The sequence below is a fragment of the Gammaproteobacteria bacterium genome, from assembly GCA_013151035.1.
Taxonomy (GTDB): Bacteria; Pseudomonadota; Gammaproteobacteria; order JAADJB01; family JAADJB01; genus JAADJB01.
In genome coordinates this window covers 59,026-78,447 of the sequence record JAADJB010000042.1, presented here as the reverse complement: position 1 = coordinate 78,447, position 19,422 = coordinate 59,026, and the positions used below count along the sequence as shown (strand labels likewise).

Sequence of the window (19,422 nt, the reverse complement as noted above, 5' to 3'; positions counted from 1 at the left end):
TTGCACCGATTGCAATGGAAGAAGGGCTGCGTTTCGCGATTCGTGAAGGTGGTCGTACCGTTGGTGCCGGTGTTGTTGCCAAGATTATTGAATAAGTATCCGAAAGACTTAACAGATTGAGTAATAAAATGACTACTACGAATCAAAACATACGTATTCGCCTCAAGGCATTTGATCATCGCCTGATTGATCAATCAGCGCGTGAAATTCTTGAGACTGCACGTCGTACCGGTGCGCAGGTGCGTGGTCCAATACCACTGCCAACCAGGAAAGAACGTTTTACCATCTTGATTTCACCGCATGTTAACAAGGATGCGCGTGATCAATATGAGATTCGTACTCATAAACGTATGATGGATATCGTTAATCCAACAGATAAAACAGTAGATGCGCTGATGAAGCTGGATTTAGCAGCAGGCGTGGATGTACAGATTAAATTGAATTGATGTGGTTGGGTTTAAGCCTATTTATCTATTACAGATATATGCTTCAACTCATTGACTGCAGGGGTGTTTAGAATGACAATCGGACTGATAGGGCGAAAGGCGGGAATGATGCGTATCTTCACAGAAGATGGTGCTTCAATACCCGTGACGGTGATCGAAGTGGCACCGAATCGAGTAACTCAGGTAAAAACGCTGGATAACGATGGTTATCGTGCATTACAGGTAACCACAGGAAGCCGTCGTGCATCACGGGTTACCAAAGCAATGGCAGGCCATTTTGCCAAGGCAGAAGTCGAGGCAGGTCGTGGCCTGTGGGAATTCCGTCTGGATGATGGTGAAGGTGAAGAGATTGCTGCGGGTAGCGAGATTAGCGTCGCTATCTTTACTGACGGTCAGAAGGTTGATGTTGCCGGTACCAGTATTGGTAAGGGTTTCGCGGGTGTTATTAAGCGTTATAACTTTGCCATGCAGGATGCAACGCATGGTAACTCGGTTTCGCATCGTGCACCGGGTTCAATCGGACAAAATCAGACCCCCGGTCGTGTATTCAAGGGTAAGAAGATGTCGGGTCATATGGGTAATGTACGCAGAACCATACAGAATCTTGAGGTTGTGCGTGTTGATACTGAGCGTAATCTGATCCTGGTTAAGGGTTCGGTTCCAGGTTCAAAAGGCGGTGATGTGATTGTCAAGCCTGCTGTTAAGATGTCGAAGGAGGCTTAAACGATGGAAATTCAGGTTCAAGGTGGTTCCAGCGTAGAAGTTTCTGATAAGAATTTTGATCGCGAATATAGCGAGGCATTGGTGCATCAAGTCGTGACGGCATACCTTGCTGGCGCACGTAGTGGTACCCGTGCACAGAAGACGAGATCCGATGTTCGTGGTGGTGGTGCAAAACCGTGGAGACAAAAAGGTACAGGACGCGCAAGATCTGGTACAATACGCAGCCCGATATGGAGAGGCGGTGGTGTGACCTTTGCGGCAAGGCCTCAGGATCACTCGCAGAAGGTTAATAGAAAGATGTATCGTGGTGCAATGCAGGCTATTTTATCCGAGTTATTGCGTACCGATCGTTTGATTATTGTTGATGATTTTATTGTGTCGGCACCCAAGACCAAGGAGTTGGTTTCAAAGTTGCGTGATATGGATATCGAAGATGTACTTATTATTAGTGAAAATGCAGATGAGAATCTGTTTTTAGCTGCACAGAATCTGTATCACGTCGGTATTAGTGATGTGGATGGAATTAATCCGGTTGCATTGATTGGTTTCGATAAGGTGCTGTTAACCGTTGAAGCATTGCGTGCATTTGAGGAGAAACTCGCGTGAGTAGTCAAGAGCGCTTATTAAAAGTTTTGTTAGGACCGATTGTCTCTGAGAAGAGTGCGCGTCTTGCCGAAGATAACCAATTTGCCTTCAAGGTCTTGTTGAATGCAACAAAACCAGAGATTTGTGATGCAGTTGAATCTCTGTTTGATGTCAAAGTAACCGGTGTTCAGGTTGCTCGTGTCAAGGGTAAGGTAAAACGTAGTGGACAGCGCTTTGGTCGCCGTTCGGATTGGAAGAAGGCCTATGTGACACTTGCAGAAGGTCAGGATATTGATTTTATGGGAGCCGCGTAAGACATTGTCTGCGCAGCGAGATTAAAAGGTTTTAGTAATGGCTATTGTAAAGACCAAACCGACTTCACCAGGTCGCCGTTTTGTAGTAAAGGTGGTAACACCTGATCTTCATAAGGGCGAACCTTATGCTCCATTGTTGAGCAAGAAGACCAAGACTGGTGGACGAAATAACCAAGGTCGGATCACAACGCGTCATCGTGGTGGTGGGCATAAACAGCGTTATCGCGTAGTAGATTTCAAGCGTGATAAGGATGGAATCCCGGGCACAGTTGAACGTATTGAATATGATCCGAACCGCAGTTCTCATCTGGCATTAGTGTTGTATGCCGATGGTGAGCGCCGCTATATTATTGCCGCCAAGGGTGTTAAGGCGGGTGATAGTATCCAGTCGGGTGCAGATGCAGAGATCAAGCCGGGTAATGCCATGCCGCTGATCAACATCCCGATGGGTAGTCTGGTTCACTGTGTAGAGATGAAACTGGGCAAGGGTGCACAGATTGCGCGTAGTGCGGGTAATAGTGCGCAGTTGGTAGCGCGTGAAGGTGATTATGCCACCTTGCGTTTGCGCTCAGGTGAGATGCGTAAGATACGTCACGAATGTCGTGCAACGATTGGTGAAGTCGGTAACTCCGAACATAGCTTGCGTTCTTTGGGTAAGGCTGGTGCCTCACGCTGGAGAGGTGTTCGACCAACCGTTCGTGGTGTTGCTATGAATCCGGTTGATCACCCGCATGGTGGTGGTGAAGGTCGTACCTCCGGTGGTCGTCATCCGGTATCCCCATGGGGCATGCCTACCAAGGGTCATAAGACTCGTAAGAACAAGCGTACCGATTCGATGATTATTCGTCGTCGCGGTCGTAAATAGAATTCATTAGATTTATAGAGGTAACGATAAGTGCCACGCTCAATTAGAAAAGGACCATTTGTTGATACGCATTTACTGAAAAAGGTAGATGAAGCCGTAGCCAGCAATAACAAGCGCCCGATTAAAACCTGGTCTCGTCGTTCAATGGTTTTACCACAGATGGTTGGTTTAACGATTGCGGTTCATAATGGCAGACAGCATGTTCCTGTTATGGTTAACGAGAATATGGTCGGTCATAAACTGGGTGAGTTTGCAATAACCCGTACATTCCGTGGCCATTCCGGCGACCGTAAATCGAAGTAAAGGGGACGGGAAATGCAAGTTAATGCAAAAATGAGACATGCGCATATTTCTGCACAAAAATGTCGTCTGGTAGCGGATCAAGTTCGTGGTTTGCCGGTTGAACGTGCATTGGAAATATTGGTTTTTAGCCCTAAAAAGGCTGCTTTTTTAGTTAAGAAGGTTCTTGAGTCTGCTATCGCCAATGCCGAGCATAACGAAGGTGCAGATATTGATGAACTGAAGGTGTCAGCAATTTGTGTGGATGAAGGTCCAACACAGAAGCGTTGGCGTGCACGTGCAAAGGGTCGTGGCAATCGGATCTTGAAAAGAACCAGCCATATTTTGATCACCGTTGGTGATTAACGAATAGTTTTAACGTAGAACGGATAAAAACGAGAGAGACAGTATGGGTCAGAAAGTACATCCAACCGGAATACGCCTGGGAATCGTAAAAGACTGGACATCCAAGTGGTATGCCGATTCCAAGGATTATGCTGATTATCTAATCAGGGATCTTAAGGTCCGTGATTTTGTTAAGCAGAAATTAGCTCATGCATCTGTATCGCGTATTCAGATTGAGCGACTGGCGAATTCAGCTGAGATCGTTGTTCATACGGCCCGTCCTGGTATTGTGATTGGCAAGAAGGGCGAGGATATTGAAAAGCTGCGCATGGAAGTTTCTACCATGATGGGTGTTAATACTCATATTCGTGTGGAAGAGATTCGCAAGCCTGAACTAGAAGCGCAACTGGTTGCCGAGAGTGTTGCACAACAGCTGGAACGTCGTATTATGTTCCGCCGTGCAATGAAACGTGCAGTAACAAATAGTATGCGTTTGGGTGCTGAGGGTATTCGTATTAATGTCGCAGGCCGTTTGAATGGCGCTGAGATTGCGCGTACAGAATGGTATAGAGAAGGTCGTGTGCCGCTTCATACCCTGCGTGCAGATATTGATTATGGATTTGCTGAGGCAAGTACCACTTATGGCATTATTGGTGTAAAGGTCTGGATCTTCCGTGGTGAAGTTTTCGAAAAGGCTGATGCAGCGACTGCGGCAAGCTAAGGAGTACAAGAGATGCTACAGCCGAAAAGAACAAAGTTTAGAAAGCAGCATAAAGGTCGCAATCGTGGTCTTGCGCTGGCAGGTAGTAAGGTGAGTTTTGGTGAGTTTGGCCTGAAGGCAATTGCTCGTGGTCAGCTTACGGCGAGACAGATTGAGGCGGCTCGTCGTGCAATCACCAGACATGTGAAACGAACAGGTAAGCTCTGGATTCGTGTGTTCCCTGATGTGCCGATTACCAAAAAACCTATCGAGGTTCGTATGGGTAAAGGTAAGGGTAATGTTGAATACTGGGTATGCAAAATTCAGCCTGGTCGGGTTCTTTATGAGATTGAAGGTGTTTCAGAAGAGATTGCCAGGCATGCATTTAAGCTTGCCTCTGCAAAATTACCAATGAAAACAACCTTCGTTAGTCGGACGGTGATGTGATGAAGGCGAGTGAATTACGAAGCAAATCAGGCGATGAATTAACGTCTGAACTAGAGGGTCTGATGCGCGAGCATTTTAATTTGCGTATGCAAAAGGCGACTGGACAATTGACGCAGACACATTTGTTAAAGGATGTGCGTCGTAATATAGCCATGGTAAAGACTCTTGTGAATGAGAAAACAGCATCAGGTGACAAGGCATGAGTGAAGCAGACAAGACTATCCGCACCCTTACAGGTCGCGTTGTTAGTGACAAGATGAACAAGACGATTACCGTTTTGATCGAACGCAAGGTGAAACATGCGTTATATGGTAAATATATGCGTCGTTCAACAAAACTGCATGTGCATGATGAGAATAATGAGTGTCAGGCAGGTGATTTGGTGACAGTGGAACAGTGTCGTCCGCTTTCAAAGCTGAAGTCCTGGACGCTGGTTAAGGTTAATGAACGGGTGCAATCATGATACAAATGCAAACCATGTTACAGGCGGCTGACAATAGCGGCGCGCGCCGGATGCAGTGCATCAAGGTGCTGGGTGGTTCACATCGTCGTTATGCTGCTATTGGTGACATCATTAAAGTTAGTGTGAAAGAAGCGATACCTCGTGGCAAGGTTAAGAAAGGCGAGGTTTATAACGCAGTGGTTGTTCGTACCGCTAAGGGTGTACGTAGACCTGATGGTTCTATCATTCGTTTTGATTCAAATGCAGCGGTGCTCTTGAATGCCCAGCTTCAGCCAATCGGAACGCGTATATTTGGGCCGGTCACTCGTGAACTCCGTAGTGAGCGTTTTATGAAGATTATTTCACTCGCTCCAGAAGTTTTATAGTAAGGACGTTTTATTATGCGCAAGATGAAAACAGGTGATGAGGTTATTGTCATCGCAGGAAAAGACAAAGGTAAGCGTGGAACGATTACCCGTATAATCACGGATCAAGGTCGTGTGATTGTTGAGAATGTAAACATTATCAAGCGTCATGTTAAGCCTAATCCTGCAAAGGGTATTGCGGGTGGAATCATGGAGCAGGAAGCTGCACTTCAGCTTTCCAACGTGATGCTGTATAATCCGCAGTCCGATAAGGGAGAGCGTGTAGGAATTCGCACTCTTGAGGATGGTCGTAAGGTTCGTTATTTTAAATCCACTGGTGAAGTGGTAGACGCGTAAGTAGCATAGGTAAAGGTTGATGGCAAGATTACAGGATTATTACCGCGACACAGTCGTTAAGCAACTGCAAGAACAGTTTGCTTACAAGAATGTGATGCAGGTGCCCCAGATTACCAAGATCACACTGAATATGGGTGTTGGTGAAGCAATTGGTGATAAAAAGATCATCGAGCATGCGGTTTCCGATATGGAAAAGATCGCTGGTCAAAAGCCTGTTGTGGCTTTGGCTCGCAAATCGGTTGCTGGATTCAAGGTACGTGAAGGTTGGCCAATTGGTTGTAAGGTGACACTGCGTAGTAAGCGTATGTATGAGTTCCTTGATCGCTTGGTCAGTATTGCGATCCCTCGTATTCGTGATTTCCGTGGCATGAGTCCGAAGGCCTTTGATGGTCGTGGAAACTATAGTATGGGTGTGCGTGAACAGATCATATTCCCTGAGATTGATTACGACAAGATTGATACCTTGCGTGGTTTGAATGTGACGATTACAACATCAGCACCAACCGATGAAGAAGCCAAAGCCCTGTTAAGTGCTTTTAGTTTCCCGTTCAGAAGTTAAGGAGTACAGGATATGGCTAAGGTATCAATGGTTCAGCGTGAGTTAAAGCGCACAAAGACAGTTGCTAAATATGCAGACAAAAGAACGGCATTAAAGGCGATTATCAAAAATCATGAATCAAGTTATGAAGAGATTATGGCAGCACAGGGTAAGTTACAAAAGCTTCCTCGTGATGCAAGTCCGGTTCGTCAACGGAGACGTTGTCAGATAACCGGTCGCCCACATGGCGTATATCGCAAGTTTGGTTTGTGTCGAAACAAACTGCGTGAAGCGGCAATGCGTGGTGATGTACCCGGTTTGGTTAAGGCTAGCTGGTAATTATTAACAGTATACATATTGGTATCGAATTATGAGTATGAGCGACCCAATTGCGGATATGTTAACCCGCATCAGAAATGGCCAGTCCGCAGGAAAAGTAGACGTTTCCATGCCGGCATCCACAAAGAAGCAGTCTATTGCTGCGGTGTTGAAGGATGAAGGTTATATTATAGATTATGCTAATCAGGATCTTGATGGCAAACCTGTGATGACTGTAACATTAAAGTATTTTGAAGGTAAGCCAGTGATTGCTACGATTGATCGTGTTAGTCGCCCTGGTTTGCGTATTTATAAAGGCAAAGATGCTATCCCGCAGGTACAGAGTGGTTTAGGTATCGCTATCGTTTCTACCTCCAGGGGCGTTATGACTGATCGTGCAGCACGTGCCGCTGGTCAGGGTGGCGAAATTCTTTGCACTGTTAGTTAATTCAGGATTTAGATATGTCTAGAGTAGCAAAGAGTCCCATTCAGGTGCCATCAGGTATTGATGTCAGTATTGATGGACAGAAGGTGGATGTAAAAGGACCGAAGGGTAACTTGCATCATGAGATTCATGAAGCCGTTGAGATAAATCGTGATGGTGAGGTGCTGACCTTTAAGCCAAACAATGATTCAAGATCAGCAATGGCTTTGGCGGGTACAACGCGTTCATTGATTAATAATATGGTCATTGGTGTAAGCCAGGGCTATGAGAAGAAGCTGGAATTGGTTGGTGTGGGTTATCGTGCGCAGGTACAGGGTAGCAAGCTAAGCCTTTCATTGGGTTTCTCTCATCCGGTTGATTATGTTGTGCGTGACGGTATTTCCGTTGAAACACCGAGCCAGACAGAAGTGATTGTCAGAGGTGTTGATAAGCAGAAGGTTGGCCAGGTTGCTGCAGAAATTCGTGCCTATCGTCCACCAGAGCCTTATAAGGGCAAGGGTGTGAGGTATGCCGGTGAGCATATTGTTCGTAAGGAAGCCAAGAAGAAATAGTTGGTTGTTTGATTTAATCGTAAAGGGGAATACCTTTTACATAATGTTTGGTAAGGTTTAGTAATATGGATAAGAAAGCAGCACGTATGCGTCGTTCGCGCAGGGCTAGAGCTAAGATCCGTGAGTTAGGTGCCCATCGTTTGTGTATACACCGTACGCCGCGTCATATTTATGCTCAGGTTATCGATCCAACAGGCGGTAAAGTGTTGGCAAGTGCCTCTACGGTTGGTACTGAATTAAAGACTAGCCTGAAAAACACAGGCAACATCGAAGCTGCGACTGCAGTGGGTAAATTAATTGCCGAGAAGGCAAAGGCAGCAGGTATAGAAAAGGTTGCTTTTGATCGTTCAGGTTTTAGATATCATGGTCGTATACAGGCGTTGGCGGATGCTGCGCGTGAAAACGGTCTGGAAATATAAGGATTAAATCATGTCAGCTGCTGATGCACAGGCAAAAGGTGATGGCCTTTTAGAAAAACTGGTTGCGGTTAATCGCGTTGCCAAGGTAGTAAAAGGTGGTCGTCAATTCGGCTTTACTGCACTAACGGTTGTTGGTGATGGTAATGGTAAGATTGGTTTTGGTCGCGGTAAGGCGCGCGAGGTTCCTATTGCTATTCAAAAAGCAATGGAAGATGCCCGCAAGAATATGAAAAACATTAGCCTGAATGGTGGCACCTTGCATTATGCGCATAAGGGTCGTCATGGTGCTGCTAAAATATTCATGAAGCCTGCCTCTGAAGGTACCGGTATTATTGCAGGTGGTGCCATGCGAGCTGTTTTTGAAGTGGTTGGTGTGCATGATGTATTGGCCAAATGTATTGGTTCCAATAATCCAATTAACGTTGTGCGTGCAACAATGCAAGGTCTGGAGAGCATGTATTCGCCAGAGGATGTTGCGGCAAAACGTGGTAAGTCGGTAAAGGATATTCTGGGGTAGGTCATGGCTGAAGCAAAGAAATTAAAGGTAACACTGACGAAAAGTACGATTGGTCGTTTGAGAACTCATAAGGCCTGTGTCATTGGTCTGGGTTTGCGTCGGGTTCGTCATAGTGTAGAAGTGATTGATACACCAGAAAATCGCGGCATGATTAATAAAGTGTCGTACATGGTTACATGTGAGGAAGTTTAAGATGCGCCTGAATACTTTAAAGCCGGCAGACGGCAGTAAAAAAGATGCTAAGCGACGTGGTCGTGGTATTGGTTCAGGCCTGGGCAAGACCGGTGGTCGTGGACACAAGGGGCAGAAGTCTCGTTCGGGTGGTTTTACCAAGGTAGGTTTTGAAGGCGGGCAGATGCCTTTGCAGCGTCGACTGCCAAAGGTTGGCTTTAGTACCATGGTCGGTCGCAAGACGGATGAGATTCGTTTAGGTGAATTGGCCAAGGTTGATGCGGATGTTATTGATTTTCCGGCTATTCAGTCAGCGGGCCTGGTCTCGGGTAATATCGAGCGTGTAAAGATTATATTGTCGGGTAGTATTGACAAAGCCGTTACGGTGAAGGGTATTAGAGTAACTAAAGGTGCACGCGCAGCCATTGAAGCGGCTGGCGGCAAGGTCGAGGATTAATCAACGGTGGCCAAGCAAGGAAATAGTATCGCGGGTGCGGTTGGTGATGTTGGAAAATTAACCGAATTACGCCAGCGTTTGTTCTTTGTTTTAGCGGCAATCTTTGTCTTTAGAGCGGGTACATTTGTTCCGGTTCCTGGTGTTGATCCCATGGTGCTGGCGCAGTTATTTGAACAGCAAAAGGGTACCATCCTGGACATGTTTAACATGTTCTCTGGTGGTGCGCTGGAACGATTGTCTATCTTTGCATTGGGTATCATGCCGTATATTTCGGCATCGATTATTATGCAGTTGATGACAGTCACGGTGCCGGCTCTGGAGCAGATCAAGAAACAGGGTGAGGCAGGACGACGTAAAATTACTCAATATACCCGTTATGGAACGGTTGTATTGGCGACCATGCAAGCCAGTGGTATTGCTATTGGTTTACAGAGTCAGCAGATGGGTGGTAATCAGCTGGTGATTAACCCAGGCTCTACTTTCGTATTAACGGCGATTGTTACCCTGGTTACTGGAACCATGTTTTTGATGTGGTTGGGTGAACAGATCACTGAACGTGGCTTGGGTAACGGTATCTCCATGATTATCTTTGCGGGTATTGTTGCTGGTTTACCGACAGCAATAGGTGGCACGCTGGAATTGGCGCGTACCGGTGAACTGAATGCAATAGCGATTCTGTTTTTGTTTGCTTTGGCTATAGCGGTAACCGGTTTTGTTGTTTTTGTCGAACGTGGGCAACGCCGGATTACAGTGAATTATGCGAAGCGGCAGCAGGGGCGTCGGGTCTATGCGGCACAGAGTACGCATTTACCGTTGAAGCTGAATATGGCAGGTGTGATTCCACCTATTTTTGCCTCTAGCATTATCCTGTTTCCGGCAACGCTCGGTGGCTGGTTTGGTGAAGCGCAGGGTATGGAGTGGATGAAGGATATTGCCTCGGCTCTATCCCCCGGTCAGCCTTTATATGTGTTGATGTATGCCCTGGCAATTATATTTTTCTGCTTCTTTTATACGGCGTTGGTATTCAATGCCAGAGAAACGGCAGATAACCTGAAAAAATCGGGTGCTTTTATTCCCGGGATTCGTCCAGGTGATCAAACAGCACGTTATATTGATTCGGTTATGACACGTTTGACATTGGCCGGTGCGATTTATATTACCTCGGTCTGTTTGATGCCGGAGTTCTTGATTTTGTACTGGAATGTACCGTTTTATTTTGGTGGTACATCGTTGTTGATTATTGTTGTAGTGGTGATGGATTTTATGGCTCAGGTGCAGGCGCATCTTATGTCTCATCAATATGAAGGTTTGATGAAGAAGTCCAATTTAAAGGCTTAGAATTTAAAATAGGTGTTGAAATGAAAGTGCGTGCATCAGTAAAAAAAATGTGCCGGAATTGCAAAATTGTTCGTCGTAAAGGTGTTGTACGTGTGATTTGCAAAGATGGTCGACATAAACAACGTCAGGGTTAAGCCTGGCAGTTTGGCCCTCTTTTTTCAGAGGGATAAGTAGAAGAAACGAATTCCAGGTTATTATTTAATAAAATAATCGGGTTTTGATATTAGGAATTGATTTTCAGCGTCACAAGCGTTATGCTAGCGCGTTTTCGTTAGGCGTAAAGAAAACTGTTTGTTCAGAAAAGCGGATAGATTATGGCTCGTATTGCAGGTATTAATATTCCGGTGCATAAGCACACGAGAATAGCATTAACATCAATTTATGGCATTGGTCCCACTCGTGCAACCAAGATCTGTGAGAAGGCAGATGTTGATGGGGCGCGCAAGATAAAGGATTTGACCGATGCTGAACTGGAAGCCCTGCGTGGTGCAGTCGGTGAATACATCGTTGAAGGTGATTTACGCCGTACGGTCTCCATGAGTATCAAGCGATTGATGGATCTCGGTTGTTACAGGGGCTTGCGTCACCGACGTGGTCTGCCTTTAAGGGGGCAGCGCACCAAGACTAATGCGCGTACTCGTAAGGGTCCAAGACGTCCGATTCGTAGATAGACTCATTTAACAGAGCTGATTGTCGAATAACAATCATCAGGATAGCAGAACAATGGCAAAAGCAATAACGCGTGTACGCAAAAAGGTAAAGAAGAATGTGGTTGATGGTATCGCCCATATCCATGCTTCTTTCAATAATACAATTATTACGATTTCTGATCGTCAGGGTAATGCTCTTTCATGGGCAACGGCTGGTGGTTCGGGCTTCCGTGGTTCACGCAAAAGCACACCCTTTGCGGCACAGGTTGCATCTGAACGTGCAGGTAAGATTGCTCAGGACTTTGGCATGAAGAACATTGAGGTTCTTGTTAAAGGACCGGGACCAGGTCGTGATTCTGCTGTGCGTGCATTGAATGCCATTGGTTTTCGTATCACTAATATTTCTGACGTGACCCCGATACCTCATAATGGTTGTCGTCCACCAAAGAAACGTCGGGTATAGGGCAGGAGAATAAAATGGCCAAATATATTGGATCCAAGTGCCGTCAGTGTCGTCGGGAAGGCAGTAAGTTATTTCTTAAGGGTGAAAAATGTTTCACCGATAAGTGTGCGCTTGATAAGCGTCCTTTCCCACCAGGGCAGCATGGACAGCGTCGTTCTCGTTTGACAGACTACGGTATTCAGTTACGCGAGAAGCAGAAATTACGTCGAATTTATGGTGTATTGGAACGTCAGTTCCGTAACTATTACCAGGCAGCAGCACGCTCCAAGGGTTCTACCGGTGAGAACCTGTTACAGACTCTGGAATGTCGTCTGGATAATGTGGTCTATCGTATGGGCTTTGCTGCATCGCGCAGTGAGGCACGTCAGCTGGTTCGCCATAACGCGATTTCAGTTGATGCGGTTCGTGTGAACATTCCATCGTTCCAGGTACAACCAGAGGCAAAGATTACTGTGAATGAAAAGTCTCGTTCACAGTTGCGTATTACTTCGGCTCTGGATCTGGCACAACAGCGTGGCATTTCTGAATGGCTCGAGGTTGATGCCAAGAAGATGGAAGGTGTGTTCAAATCAATACCTGAACGCAGTGAACTGCCAGCAGAAATTAACGAACAGCTAGTTGTTGAGCTGTACTCCAAGTAAGTGACAGGTGAGGACTTCCCATGCAGGGTAAGGTCAGTGATTTTTTAAAACCAAAGATCGTCGATATTCAGTTAATTAATGATCGTCGGGCAAAGGTTACGATAGAACCATTAGAACGTGGATTTGGACATACGTTGGGCAATGCCCTGCGTCGTATCCTGTTGTCATCACTGCCTGGCAGTGCGGTGACCAGCGTACACATTGATGGTGTGCTTCATGAGTATTCCACACTGGAAGGTGTGCAGGAAGATGTGATTGATATCCTGCTTAATCTGAAAGGCCTGGCAATTCTTATGCACTCTCATGATGAAGTGGTTCTGGATCTTGAGAAGAGTGGCGAAGGCCCGGTAACGGCTGCGGATATTACGCTTGATCATGATGTTGAGATTCTCAATATGGATCATGTGATTGCCAATATTACCGGTTCCGGTGTGCTTAAGATGAAGCTCAAGATTCGCTCAGGACGTGGTTATGAACCCGTTACTCAGCGTATTTTTCCTGAGGGTGAGGATCGCCCTATCGGTGATTTGCAGATTGATGCCTCATTCAGTCCAGTTGATCGAATCTCTTATTCTGTTGAAAAGGCACGTGTAGAACAACGTACCGATCTGGATAAACTGATTGTTGATCTACAGACTAATGGTACGGTGGATCCTGAAGAATCTATTCGTCGTGCAGCAACCATCCTGCAGGATCAGTTGTCAGTATTTGTTGATCTGGAAAGTAAGGAAGAGGTTGAAGAGGAAGATACTTCCGCTGCGATTGATCCAATTTTATTGCGTCCGGTCGATGATCTGGAGTTGACGGTTCGTTCTGCCAATTGCCTGAAGGCAGAGAGTATTTATTATATTGGTGATCTGATTCAGCGTGCTGAGACAGATCTATTGAAGACACCTAATTTGGGTAAGAAATCACTTACCGAAATCAAGGATGTTCTGGCAAGTCATAGCTTGTCTCTGGGAATGCGACTGGAAAACTGGCCGCCACCTGGGTTAAAGGGCAAGGCATCCTGATCCTTTGATGGTCAGGTTTTATTAAGATAAGAATTTTGAGGTTTTGGTACCATGCGTCATCGCAAGTCGGGTCGACAATTAAATCGTAATAGCAGTCATCGTAAGGCTATGTTTCGTAATATGGCAGTATCGATGCTGGATCATGAAGTGATCAAGACGACTTTGCCTAAGGCAAAAGAACTACGTCGTGTAGTTGAGCCACTGATTACACTGGCAAAGGTCGATAGTGTTCATAATCGCCGTATCGCATTTTCACGCATGCGTGATCGTGATATCGTAACCAAGCTCTTCACCGAGATTGGCCCACGTTACAAGGATCGCCCAGGTGGTTATCTGCGTATCCTGAAGATGGGTTTCCGTACCGGTGATAAGGCTCCAATGGCCTATGTTGAACTGGTTGATCGTCCCGTGACAGAAGAAGTGCTGGAAGGTGAGCTGGAGCAGGCTGCTGGTTAGTATATATTGAGGTCCGTGGTACGTATATCCCGGGGACAGAGCGCAATAAAAAAGGGGAGAGCATTCATGCTCTCCCCTTTTTTATTGTGCTCTGTCCCCAGTCCGTGCGTACCACGGACCTTATTTAATCAGCCTATCCCCAACACCGGCTTCAAAAACCGCCCCGTATGCGACTCACTACAAGCTGCCACCTGTTCCGGTGTACCACTGACAATAATCTCACCACCGCCATCGCCCCCCTCTGGCCCCAGATCAATCACCCAATCAGCGGTCTTGATTACATCAAGATTGTGTTCAATAACAACCATGGTATTACCATGATCGCGTAGACGATGCAGCACGGTCAGTAATTGTTCAATATCGTGGAAATGAAGCCCGGTAGTGGGTTCATCCAGTATATAGAGTGTATTGCCGGTATCGCGTTTGGATAACTCGCGTGCCAACTTGACTCGTTGAGCCTCACCACCGGACAAGGTGGTGGCATTTTGTCCAAGTTTGAGGTAGGACAGTCCAACATCGACTAATGTTGCCAGTTTCTTGTGGATGGTGGGCACCGCACTGAAGAATTCCAGTGCATCCTCTACCGTCATATCGAGGGCCTCAAAGATATTCTTGCCCTTGTAGCGAATCTCCAGAGTTTCACGATTATAGCGTTTGCTATGGCAGACATCACAGGGCACATAGATGTCGGGTAGAAAGTGCATCTCTACCTTTATGACACCATCCCCTTGACAGGACTCACAGCGTCCACCTTTAACATTAAAACTGAATCGACCCGGTTTGTAACCACGGGAACGAGCCTCCTGGGTTCCGGCAAAGAGTTCACGCATAGGCGTGAATAACCCGGTATAGGTCGCTGGATTAGAACGTGGGGTGCGCCCAATAGGGCTTTGATTGATATCAACAACTTTATCAAACAGGTCTAGCCCATCAATGCTGTCACAGGGCGCTGGATTGGTGCTGGCCTTGTTCAGAGTCTGTGCCGCATGCAGATGTAGCGTGTCATTAATCAGGGTGGATTTCCCGGAACCCGATACCCCGGTGATGCAGGTCATGATGCCTACGGGGATGTGTGCATCAATATTTTTCAGGTTATTGCCGCTCGCGCCACGAATGACTAATTGACGTTCAGCATCAGGTTGGCAACGGCGTTGGGGGATGCTAATGCCTCTTTCCCCTGACAGATACTGACCAGTAATAGAGTTCTTGTTTTTGAGAATATCATCAGGTGTGCCCTGAGCAATAATCTCTCCGCCATGCACCCCGGCACCCGGTCCCATATCAACGACATGATCGGCACTGCGAATAGCCTCTTCATCATGTTCGACAACAATCACGGTATTGCCTAGATCACGCAGGTAATTCAATGTATGCAACAGTCGTTCGTTATCGCGCTGGTGCAGACCGATAGAAGGTTCATCCAATACATACATAACACCGACCAGGCCAGCACCAATCTGGCTGGCAAGACGAATACGCTGCGCCTCACCACCGGATAGCGTATCGGCACTCCGTTCCAGTGATAAATAATCGAGTCCAACATTAACCAGGAAGTCGAGACGTTGGCTGATTTCATGGGTTATTTTTTTGGCAATGGCCCCACGTTTGCCCGGTAGCTCAAGTTGGGTAAAAAAGGCCTGTGCCTGACCGACGGGTAAGGCACTGAGATCGGGTAGATTATGACCATTGATGAAGACATGTCGTGCCTGTTGGTTGAGGCGTGTGCCCTGACAGTCGGGACAAGCCTGACTGATCAGATATTTTGCCAGCTCATCGCGTACCGCATTGGATTCAGTCTCACGATAACGGCGCTCCATATTGGGGATGATGCCCTCAAAGCTATGTTGTCGAGTGGTGAAGCCACTGCGTTCATTGAGATACTGGAATTCAATAATTTCATCACCACTGCCTTGTAGAATGACCGCCTGTATATTGAGCGGTAGCTCATCAAATGGGGTGTCGATCTCAAATTCATAGTGATCTGCCAATGAACTGATCAGTTGAAAGTAATAGGTGTTTCTTTGATCCCAGCCGCGTATGGCACCACCTGCCAGACTGAGATGTGGATGGGTGACCACGCGTTCCGGGTTAAATACCGATTTTATTCCCAGGCCATCGCACTCGGGACAGGCACCCACCGGGTTATTGAAGGAAAACAGACGGGGTTCCAGTTCGGAGAGGGAGTAACCGCATTCAGGGCAGGCAAATTTAGCGGAGAAGACAGTATCTTCCCGCTCAGGCTCATCCATAAAGGCAATACATGCCAGCCCATCAGACAAACGCAGGGCGGTCTCAAAGGATTCAGCTAATCTGATTTGTATGTCATCGCGGACACGAAAGCGGTCAACCACGACATCAATGCTGTGTTTGAGCTTTAGGTCAAGCGTGGGTGTCTGCTCCAGTTCAATGATCTTGCCATCAATACGGGCACGTACAAAGCCCTGGGCGCGTAGTTCATCCAGCACATGGATATGTTCACCCTTACGCGCTTGCACGATGGGTGCTAATAACATTAGCTTGTTACCTTCGCCCATCCCCAGGGTATGGTCGACCATCTGGCTGACGGTTTGCGCCTCCAGAGTGGTTCCATGTTGCGGGCATTGTGGACTACCGGTACGGGCAAAGAGCAGACGCAGATAATCGTGGATCTCGGTAATGGTACCTACCGTTGAACGTGGGTTATGTGAGGTGGCTTTTTGTTCGATAGAGATAGCGGGTGACAGACCTTCGATATGGTCAATATCCGGTTTTTCCATCATCGACAGAAATTGGCGGGCATAAGCCGATAGCGATTCGACATAGCGTCGTTGCCCTTCGGCATAAATGGTATCAAAGGCGAGTGATGATTTGCCCGAACCAGACAAGCCAGTAATGACAATCAGTTGGTCTCTGGGTAGATCAATATCGATGTTTTTCAGGTTGTGGGTGCGTGCCCCCTGAATGCGGATGGTATTCATGGCGTTCCAGTTAATCAGCTAACCTGCTACTATACTGCTCTTTGCTACCTTTGGGCAGTTAATCTTGAATAAATCAAATACAGTACGACAGGCGATGAGCTCAATGGAGCGTCGTGCCGTGCAATCGCTTGCCGGCATATTTGTCTTTCGTATGCTGGGTTTATTTATGATCCTGCCGGTATTTTCTCTCTATGCCGATGAGCTGGAAGGTGCAACCCCACTGTTGATCGGTATCGCCCTCGGTGCCTACGGTTTGACGCAGGCCTTGTTACAAATTCCTTATGGCCTATTATCCGATCGTATTGGGCGTAAACCGGTCATTGCGATGGGGCTGGTGATCTTTGCGCTGGGCAGTGTCGTGGCTGCTATGGCTGATTCGATCTATATGGTTATCTTTGGCCGCGCCTTGCAAGGTGCGGGTGCTATTGCTGCTGCTGTGATGGCACTGGTTGCGGACCTTACGCGGGAAGAAAACCGTATTCGGGCGATGGCGACCATTGGTATTAGTATCGGGATGTCTTTTGCCGTTGCCTTGATCGCAGGGCCGCTGCTTAATACCTGGATCGGTGTTCCGGGTATCTTTTGGTTTACGGCAGTACTGGCGATTATCGGTATTGGTATCTTGTACCTGATCGTCCCTGATCCTGTTCATAGTCACCTGCACCGGGATGCGCAGGCGGTGCCGGAACAATTTCAATCGGTGTTAAAGGATCGACAGCTATTGCGTCTGGATCTGGGTATTCTTTGTTTGCATTTTATCCTGATGGCGAGCTTTGTGGTATTGCCGGTGATTATTCGAGATGTGGCAGGGCTGGATGTGAATAGTCACTGGAAGATCTATTTGCCAGCATTATTGCTTTCTGTTGTGGCGATGATCCCGTTGATCTTGCAGGCGGAAAAACATCGTCGTATGAAGTCGGTCTTTATTGGTTCAGTGTTGGTGTTGGCGATAGCCGAACTTATGCTCTGGTTTGAACATGCCAACGCATGGGGTATTTTTATTGCATTAGCGGTATTTTATACCGCATTTAATACCCTGGAGGCCATTTTACCTTCTCTGATCTCCAAGATGGCGCCCGCTTCCAATAAGGGAACAGCGATGGGTTTTTATTCCAGTTCACAGTTTTTGGGCGCCTTTTTAGGCGGGGCTAGTGCGGGTTGGTTGCAGGGGATCTATGGTCTGGCAAGTGTTTTTTTGTTGTGTGTTGCCGTGGCGTTATTATGGGCATTGGTGGCATGGTCAATGAAGAATCCACGTTATTTGACCAGTTATCTGTTATCGGTTGGTTCTCTCGATGAGCAACAGGCAAGGCAGTTGGCATTGCGTCTCACTCAGGTGAGTGGTGTAGCCGAGGCTGTCGTTATTGCTGAAGATAAGGTGGCTTATCTCAAGGTTGATCCTCATGCGCTGGATGAGGAGCAGTTGTTTCAGTATCAGGTGTCTTCTTCCCGGAATTTGAAATAAAAAAAAGGAAGCCAAAGGCTTCCTCTAAATAAGCACTACTTTTATAGTTATTTTTTCTTACGACGAAACACTCCGACCATACCAAGCAAACCTGAACCGAATAACCATACCGCTGCTGGAACAGGAACAGGGTTTGGGCCATCAATGGTGATGCAGGCTTCTAAATTAGAATCGCCTATGCATTGATTATTGCTACGAACCAGGAAGTGACCAGCAAAAGACCATTCAGTACTGTCCCATCTCTCTAATGTCCCGCTGGCACGGTAAGCATTTTGAGGTGCTGGGACATCAGGTCCTGTAAATAATGCGCCCATAGAGACATGCTTATCTACGTTGATGGATTCCTCTGTAATACCGAAGCTGCCGGTATAGCCTAATAGACCTTTAGGGGTGTTTGCTAGAGTGTCACCTAGATAGCTAACCATGGTAGCGATTCCAGGGTCTATGATATTGGAATTGATATTCTGAGTAACGAGAGGAACCCCAAACTGTGTAAACAGATCATTGACCTGAGCCAGTGTGGCATGTTCCCATGCGGACAGACTACCGAGCGGTACGCTGGCCGTCGTTATATAACCGTTACCGTGAATGGCTATCTCAACATCATCATAAGACATGCCCTGTGTGGCTGTCAGGTCGAGCCAATCAAGATTGTTAACATTGTCAAAGGTGAAGCTGCCATAATCAATCAGTGCGGCACTGCTGTTCATGCTCAATGTGATTAATGATGCGGCAACTAATGCCTTTACGCTTTTTTTGATCGTCGTGTTGTTCATTATTAAAACTCCTAAAATATGTTTAATGAAAATCCTTTTTTCATTACCAAGTGTTTTCGTCGTGTCCTTGGTATTAACACTAAGCATCAACCGTGCCAGTTTTTCAAGTGTTTGAAAATAAAAGGATAATTCTTACGTTTATAATAAAAAATAGGTGTAGTGTAAGTTTTTTCGACGATTATCTTGTGCTTGTGATCGGTTTTATTTTTATAACTTATTGATTAATAAGTGATGTTATTGTTTTTATAGTTGTTATTTTCTGTAAAAAAACACCCCTTATTTTTAAAAATAGTGTAAATTATTTTAACAGTGGTTTTTTTGTGGAGGTGTTTATTTTTTATTAATCCTTTAAAAACATTTGCTTATGTGTTTTTAAAGA

The 19,422-nt window shown here is 46.4% G+C and carries 32 protein-coding genes; 30 read left to right on the top strand and 2 right to left on the bottom strand.

All coding sequences use genetic code 11. The features are described from left to right. From GXP22_09690 to rplQ, 29 genes are all read left to right on the top strand, one after another. On the top strand, positions 1–95 hold a 95-nt coding region (locus GXP22_09690; protein ID NOX09738.1), incomplete at its 5' end, for an elongation factor Tu. A gap of 33 nt (positions 96–128) precedes the next feature. After that, positions 129–446, top strand: a complete 318-nt coding sequence (gene rpsJ, locus GXP22_09685; GenBank protein ID NOX09737.1) for a 30S ribosomal protein S10 — start codon at positions 129–131, stop codon at positions 444–446. A 72-nt stretch (positions 447–518) separates the two neighbouring features. Further along, positions 519–1,169: a 50S ribosomal protein L3 gene (gene rplC / locus GXP22_09680; GenBank protein NOX09736.1), complete on the top strand. Its 651-nt coding sequence runs from the start codon at positions 519–521 to the stop codon at positions 1,167–1,169. Positions 1,170–1,172: 3 nt separating this feature from the next. Then, the gene (gene rplD / locus GXP22_09675; protein NOX09735.1) at positions 1,173–1,775 is read left to right on the top strand and encodes a 50S ribosomal protein L4; all 603 of its coding nucleotides are present in this window, start codon (positions 1,173–1,175) and stop codon (positions 1,773–1,775) included. After that, entirely contained in the window at positions 1,772–2,068 is a 297-nt protein-coding gene (gene rplW, locus GXP22_09670; GenBank protein NOX09734.1) for a 50S ribosomal protein L23, read from the top strand. Before rplD ends, rplW begins: the two co-directional genes overlap by 4 nt. A 37-nt stretch (positions 2,069–2,105) precedes the next feature. Continuing rightward, the gene (gene rplB / locus GXP22_09665; protein NOX09733.1) at positions 2,106–2,933 is read left to right on the top strand and encodes a 50S ribosomal protein L2; all 828 of its coding nucleotides are present in this window, start codon (positions 2,106–2,108) and stop codon (positions 2,931–2,933) included. A 30-nt stretch (positions 2,934–2,963) separates the two neighbouring features. Continuing rightward, positions 2,964–3,236, top strand: coding sequence for a 30S ribosomal protein S19 (rpsS, locus tag GXP22_09660; GenBank protein ID NOX09732.1), 273 nt, complete (start codon positions 2,964–2,966; stop codon positions 3,234–3,236). A gap of 12 nt (positions 3,237–3,248) precedes the next feature. Further along, a complete protein-coding gene (rplV, locus tag GXP22_09655) occupies positions 3,249–3,578 on the top strand; it encodes a 50S ribosomal protein L22 (protein NOX09731.1) in 330 nt (109 codons plus the stop codon). 43 nt (positions 3,579–3,621) lie between these two features. After that, a complete protein-coding gene (gene rpsC / locus GXP22_09650; protein NOX09730.1) occupies positions 3,622–4,278 on the top strand; it encodes a 30S ribosomal protein S3 in 657 nt (218 codons plus the stop codon). A gap of 12 nt (positions 4,279–4,290) precedes the next feature. Beyond that, a complete protein-coding gene (rplP, locus tag GXP22_09645) occupies positions 4,291–4,704 on the top strand; it encodes a 50S ribosomal protein L16 (protein NOX09729.1) in 414 nt (137 codons plus the stop codon). Then, a complete protein-coding gene (gene rpmC / locus GXP22_09640) occupies positions 4,704–4,907 on the top strand; it encodes a 50S ribosomal protein L29 (GenBank protein NOX09728.1) in 204 nt (67 codons plus the stop codon). The genes rplP and rpmC overlap by 1 nt, the downstream gene beginning before the upstream one ends. Then, positions 4,904–5,167 carry a 30S ribosomal protein S17 gene (rpsQ, locus tag GXP22_09635; protein ID NOX09727.1) on the top strand — a complete coding sequence of 88 codons (264 nt, stop codon included), beginning with the start codon at positions 4,904–4,906 and terminating at the stop codon, positions 5,165–5,167. The genes rpmC and rpsQ overlap by 4 nt, the downstream gene beginning before the upstream one ends. Further along, positions 5,164–5,532 carry a 50S ribosomal protein L14 gene (gene rplN, locus GXP22_09630; protein NOX09726.1) on the top strand — a complete coding sequence of 123 codons (369 nt, stop codon included), beginning with the start codon at positions 5,164–5,166 and terminating at the stop codon, positions 5,530–5,532. The genes rpsQ and rplN overlap by 4 nt, the downstream gene beginning before the upstream one ends. Positions 5,533–5,547: 15 nt before the next feature. Then, a complete protein-coding gene (rplX, locus tag GXP22_09625) occupies positions 5,548–5,868 on the top strand; it encodes a 50S ribosomal protein L24 (GenBank protein NOX09725.1) in 321 nt (106 codons plus the stop codon). 19 nt (positions 5,869–5,887) lie between these two features. Then, positions 5,888–6,427 (top strand): 50S ribosomal protein L5, encoded by a 540-nt coding sequence (gene rplE / locus GXP22_09620; GenBank protein NOX09724.1) that lies wholly within the window; start codon positions 5,888–5,890, stop codon positions 6,425–6,427. 12 nt (positions 6,428–6,439) lie between these two features. Beyond that, entirely contained in the window at positions 6,440–6,745 is a 306-nt protein-coding gene (rpsN, locus tag GXP22_09615; GenBank protein NOX09723.1) for a 30S ribosomal protein S14, read from the top strand. Between the two features lie 31 nt (positions 6,746–6,776). After that, positions 6,777–7,172: a 30S ribosomal protein S8 gene (gene rpsH, locus GXP22_09610; GenBank protein ID NOX09722.1), complete on the top strand. Its 396-nt coding sequence runs from the start codon at positions 6,777–6,779 to the stop codon at positions 7,170–7,172. A 14-nt stretch (positions 7,173–7,186) separates the two neighbouring features. Further along, positions 7,187–7,720, top strand: a complete 534-nt coding sequence (gene rplF, locus GXP22_09605) for a 50S ribosomal protein L6 (GenBank protein NOX09721.1) — start codon at positions 7,187–7,189, stop codon at positions 7,718–7,720. A gap of 65 nt (positions 7,721–7,785) precedes the next feature. Further along, positions 7,786–8,139: a 50S ribosomal protein L18 gene (rplR, locus tag GXP22_09600; GenBank protein ID NOX09720.1), complete on the top strand. Its 354-nt coding sequence runs from the start codon at positions 7,786–7,788 to the stop codon at positions 8,137–8,139. Positions 8,140–8,149: 10 nt separating this feature from the next. Beyond that, positions 8,150–8,656, top strand: coding sequence for a 30S ribosomal protein S5 (rpsE, locus tag GXP22_09595; protein ID NOX09719.1), 507 nt, complete (start codon positions 8,150–8,152; stop codon positions 8,654–8,656). Between the two features lie 3 nt (positions 8,657–8,659). Next, positions 8,660–8,848: a 50S ribosomal protein L30 gene (rpmD, locus tag GXP22_09590; GenBank protein NOX09718.1), complete on the top strand. Its 189-nt coding sequence runs from the start codon at positions 8,660–8,662 to the stop codon at positions 8,846–8,848. Between the two features lies 1 nt (position 8,849). Further along, positions 8,850–9,284, top strand: coding sequence for a 50S ribosomal protein L15 (gene rplO, locus GXP22_09585; GenBank protein ID NOX09717.1), 435 nt, complete (start codon positions 8,850–8,852; stop codon positions 9,282–9,284). A gap of 6 nt (positions 9,285–9,290) precedes the next feature. Further along, entirely contained in the window at positions 9,291–10,622 is a 1,332-nt protein-coding gene (secY, locus tag GXP22_09580; protein ID NOX09716.1) for a preprotein translocase subunit SecY, read from the top strand. Between the two features lie 20 nt (positions 10,623–10,642). Next, on the top strand, positions 10,643–10,756 hold the full coding sequence (gene rpmJ / locus GXP22_09575; GenBank protein ID NOX09715.1) for a 50S ribosomal protein L36: 114 nt from the start codon (positions 10,643–10,645) through the stop codon (positions 10,754–10,756). Between the two features lie 180 nt (positions 10,757–10,936). Beyond that, positions 10,937–11,293: a 30S ribosomal protein S13 gene (gene rpsM / locus GXP22_09570; protein ID NOX09714.1), complete on the top strand. Its 357-nt coding sequence runs from the start codon at positions 10,937–10,939 to the stop codon at positions 11,291–11,293. Between the two features lie 52 nt (positions 11,294–11,345). Then, entirely contained in the window at positions 11,346–11,735 is a 390-nt protein-coding gene (gene rpsK / locus GXP22_09565; GenBank protein ID NOX09713.1) for a 30S ribosomal protein S11, read from the top strand. A gap of 14 nt (positions 11,736–11,749) precedes the next feature. After that, positions 11,750–12,376, top strand: a complete 627-nt coding sequence (gene rpsD / locus GXP22_09560) for a 30S ribosomal protein S4 (protein NOX09712.1) — start codon at positions 11,750–11,752, stop codon at positions 12,374–12,376. Between the two features lie 20 nt (positions 12,377–12,396). Next, on the top strand, positions 12,397–13,389 hold the full coding sequence (gene rpoA / locus GXP22_09555; protein NOX09711.1) for a DNA-directed RNA polymerase subunit alpha: 993 nt from the start codon (positions 12,397–12,399) through the stop codon (positions 13,387–13,389). Positions 13,390–13,440: 51 nt separating this feature from the next. Further along, positions 13,441–13,845: a 50S ribosomal protein L17 gene (rplQ, locus tag GXP22_09550; GenBank protein NOX09710.1), complete on the top strand. Its 405-nt coding sequence runs from the start codon at positions 13,441–13,443 to the stop codon at positions 13,843–13,845. 128 nt (positions 13,846–13,973) lie between these two features. Here the strand turns inward: rplQ and uvrA are convergent, their stop codons facing one another. After that, positions 13,974–16,802, bottom strand: coding sequence for an excinuclease ABC subunit UvrA (uvrA, locus tag GXP22_09545; protein NOX09709.1), 2,829 nt, complete (start codon positions 16,800–16,802; stop codon positions 13,974–13,976). Between the two features lie 94 nt (positions 16,803–16,896). On the opposite strand from uvrA, the gene GXP22_09540 reads away from it, so the two are divergent. Further along, on the top strand, positions 16,897–18,267 hold the full coding sequence (locus GXP22_09540; protein NOX09708.1) for an MFS transporter: 1,371 nt from the start codon (positions 16,897–16,899) through the stop codon (positions 18,265–18,267). Positions 18,268–18,314: 47 nt separating this feature from the next. Here the strand turns inward: GXP22_09540 and GXP22_09535 are convergent, their stop codons facing one another. Beyond that, the gene (locus tag GXP22_09535; protein ID NOX09707.1) at positions 18,315–19,130 is read right to left on the bottom strand and encodes a PEP-CTERM sorting domain-containing protein; all 816 of its coding nucleotides are present in this window, start codon (positions 19,128–19,130) and stop codon (positions 18,315–18,317) included. Positions 19,131–19,422 lie beyond the last annotated feature (292 nt).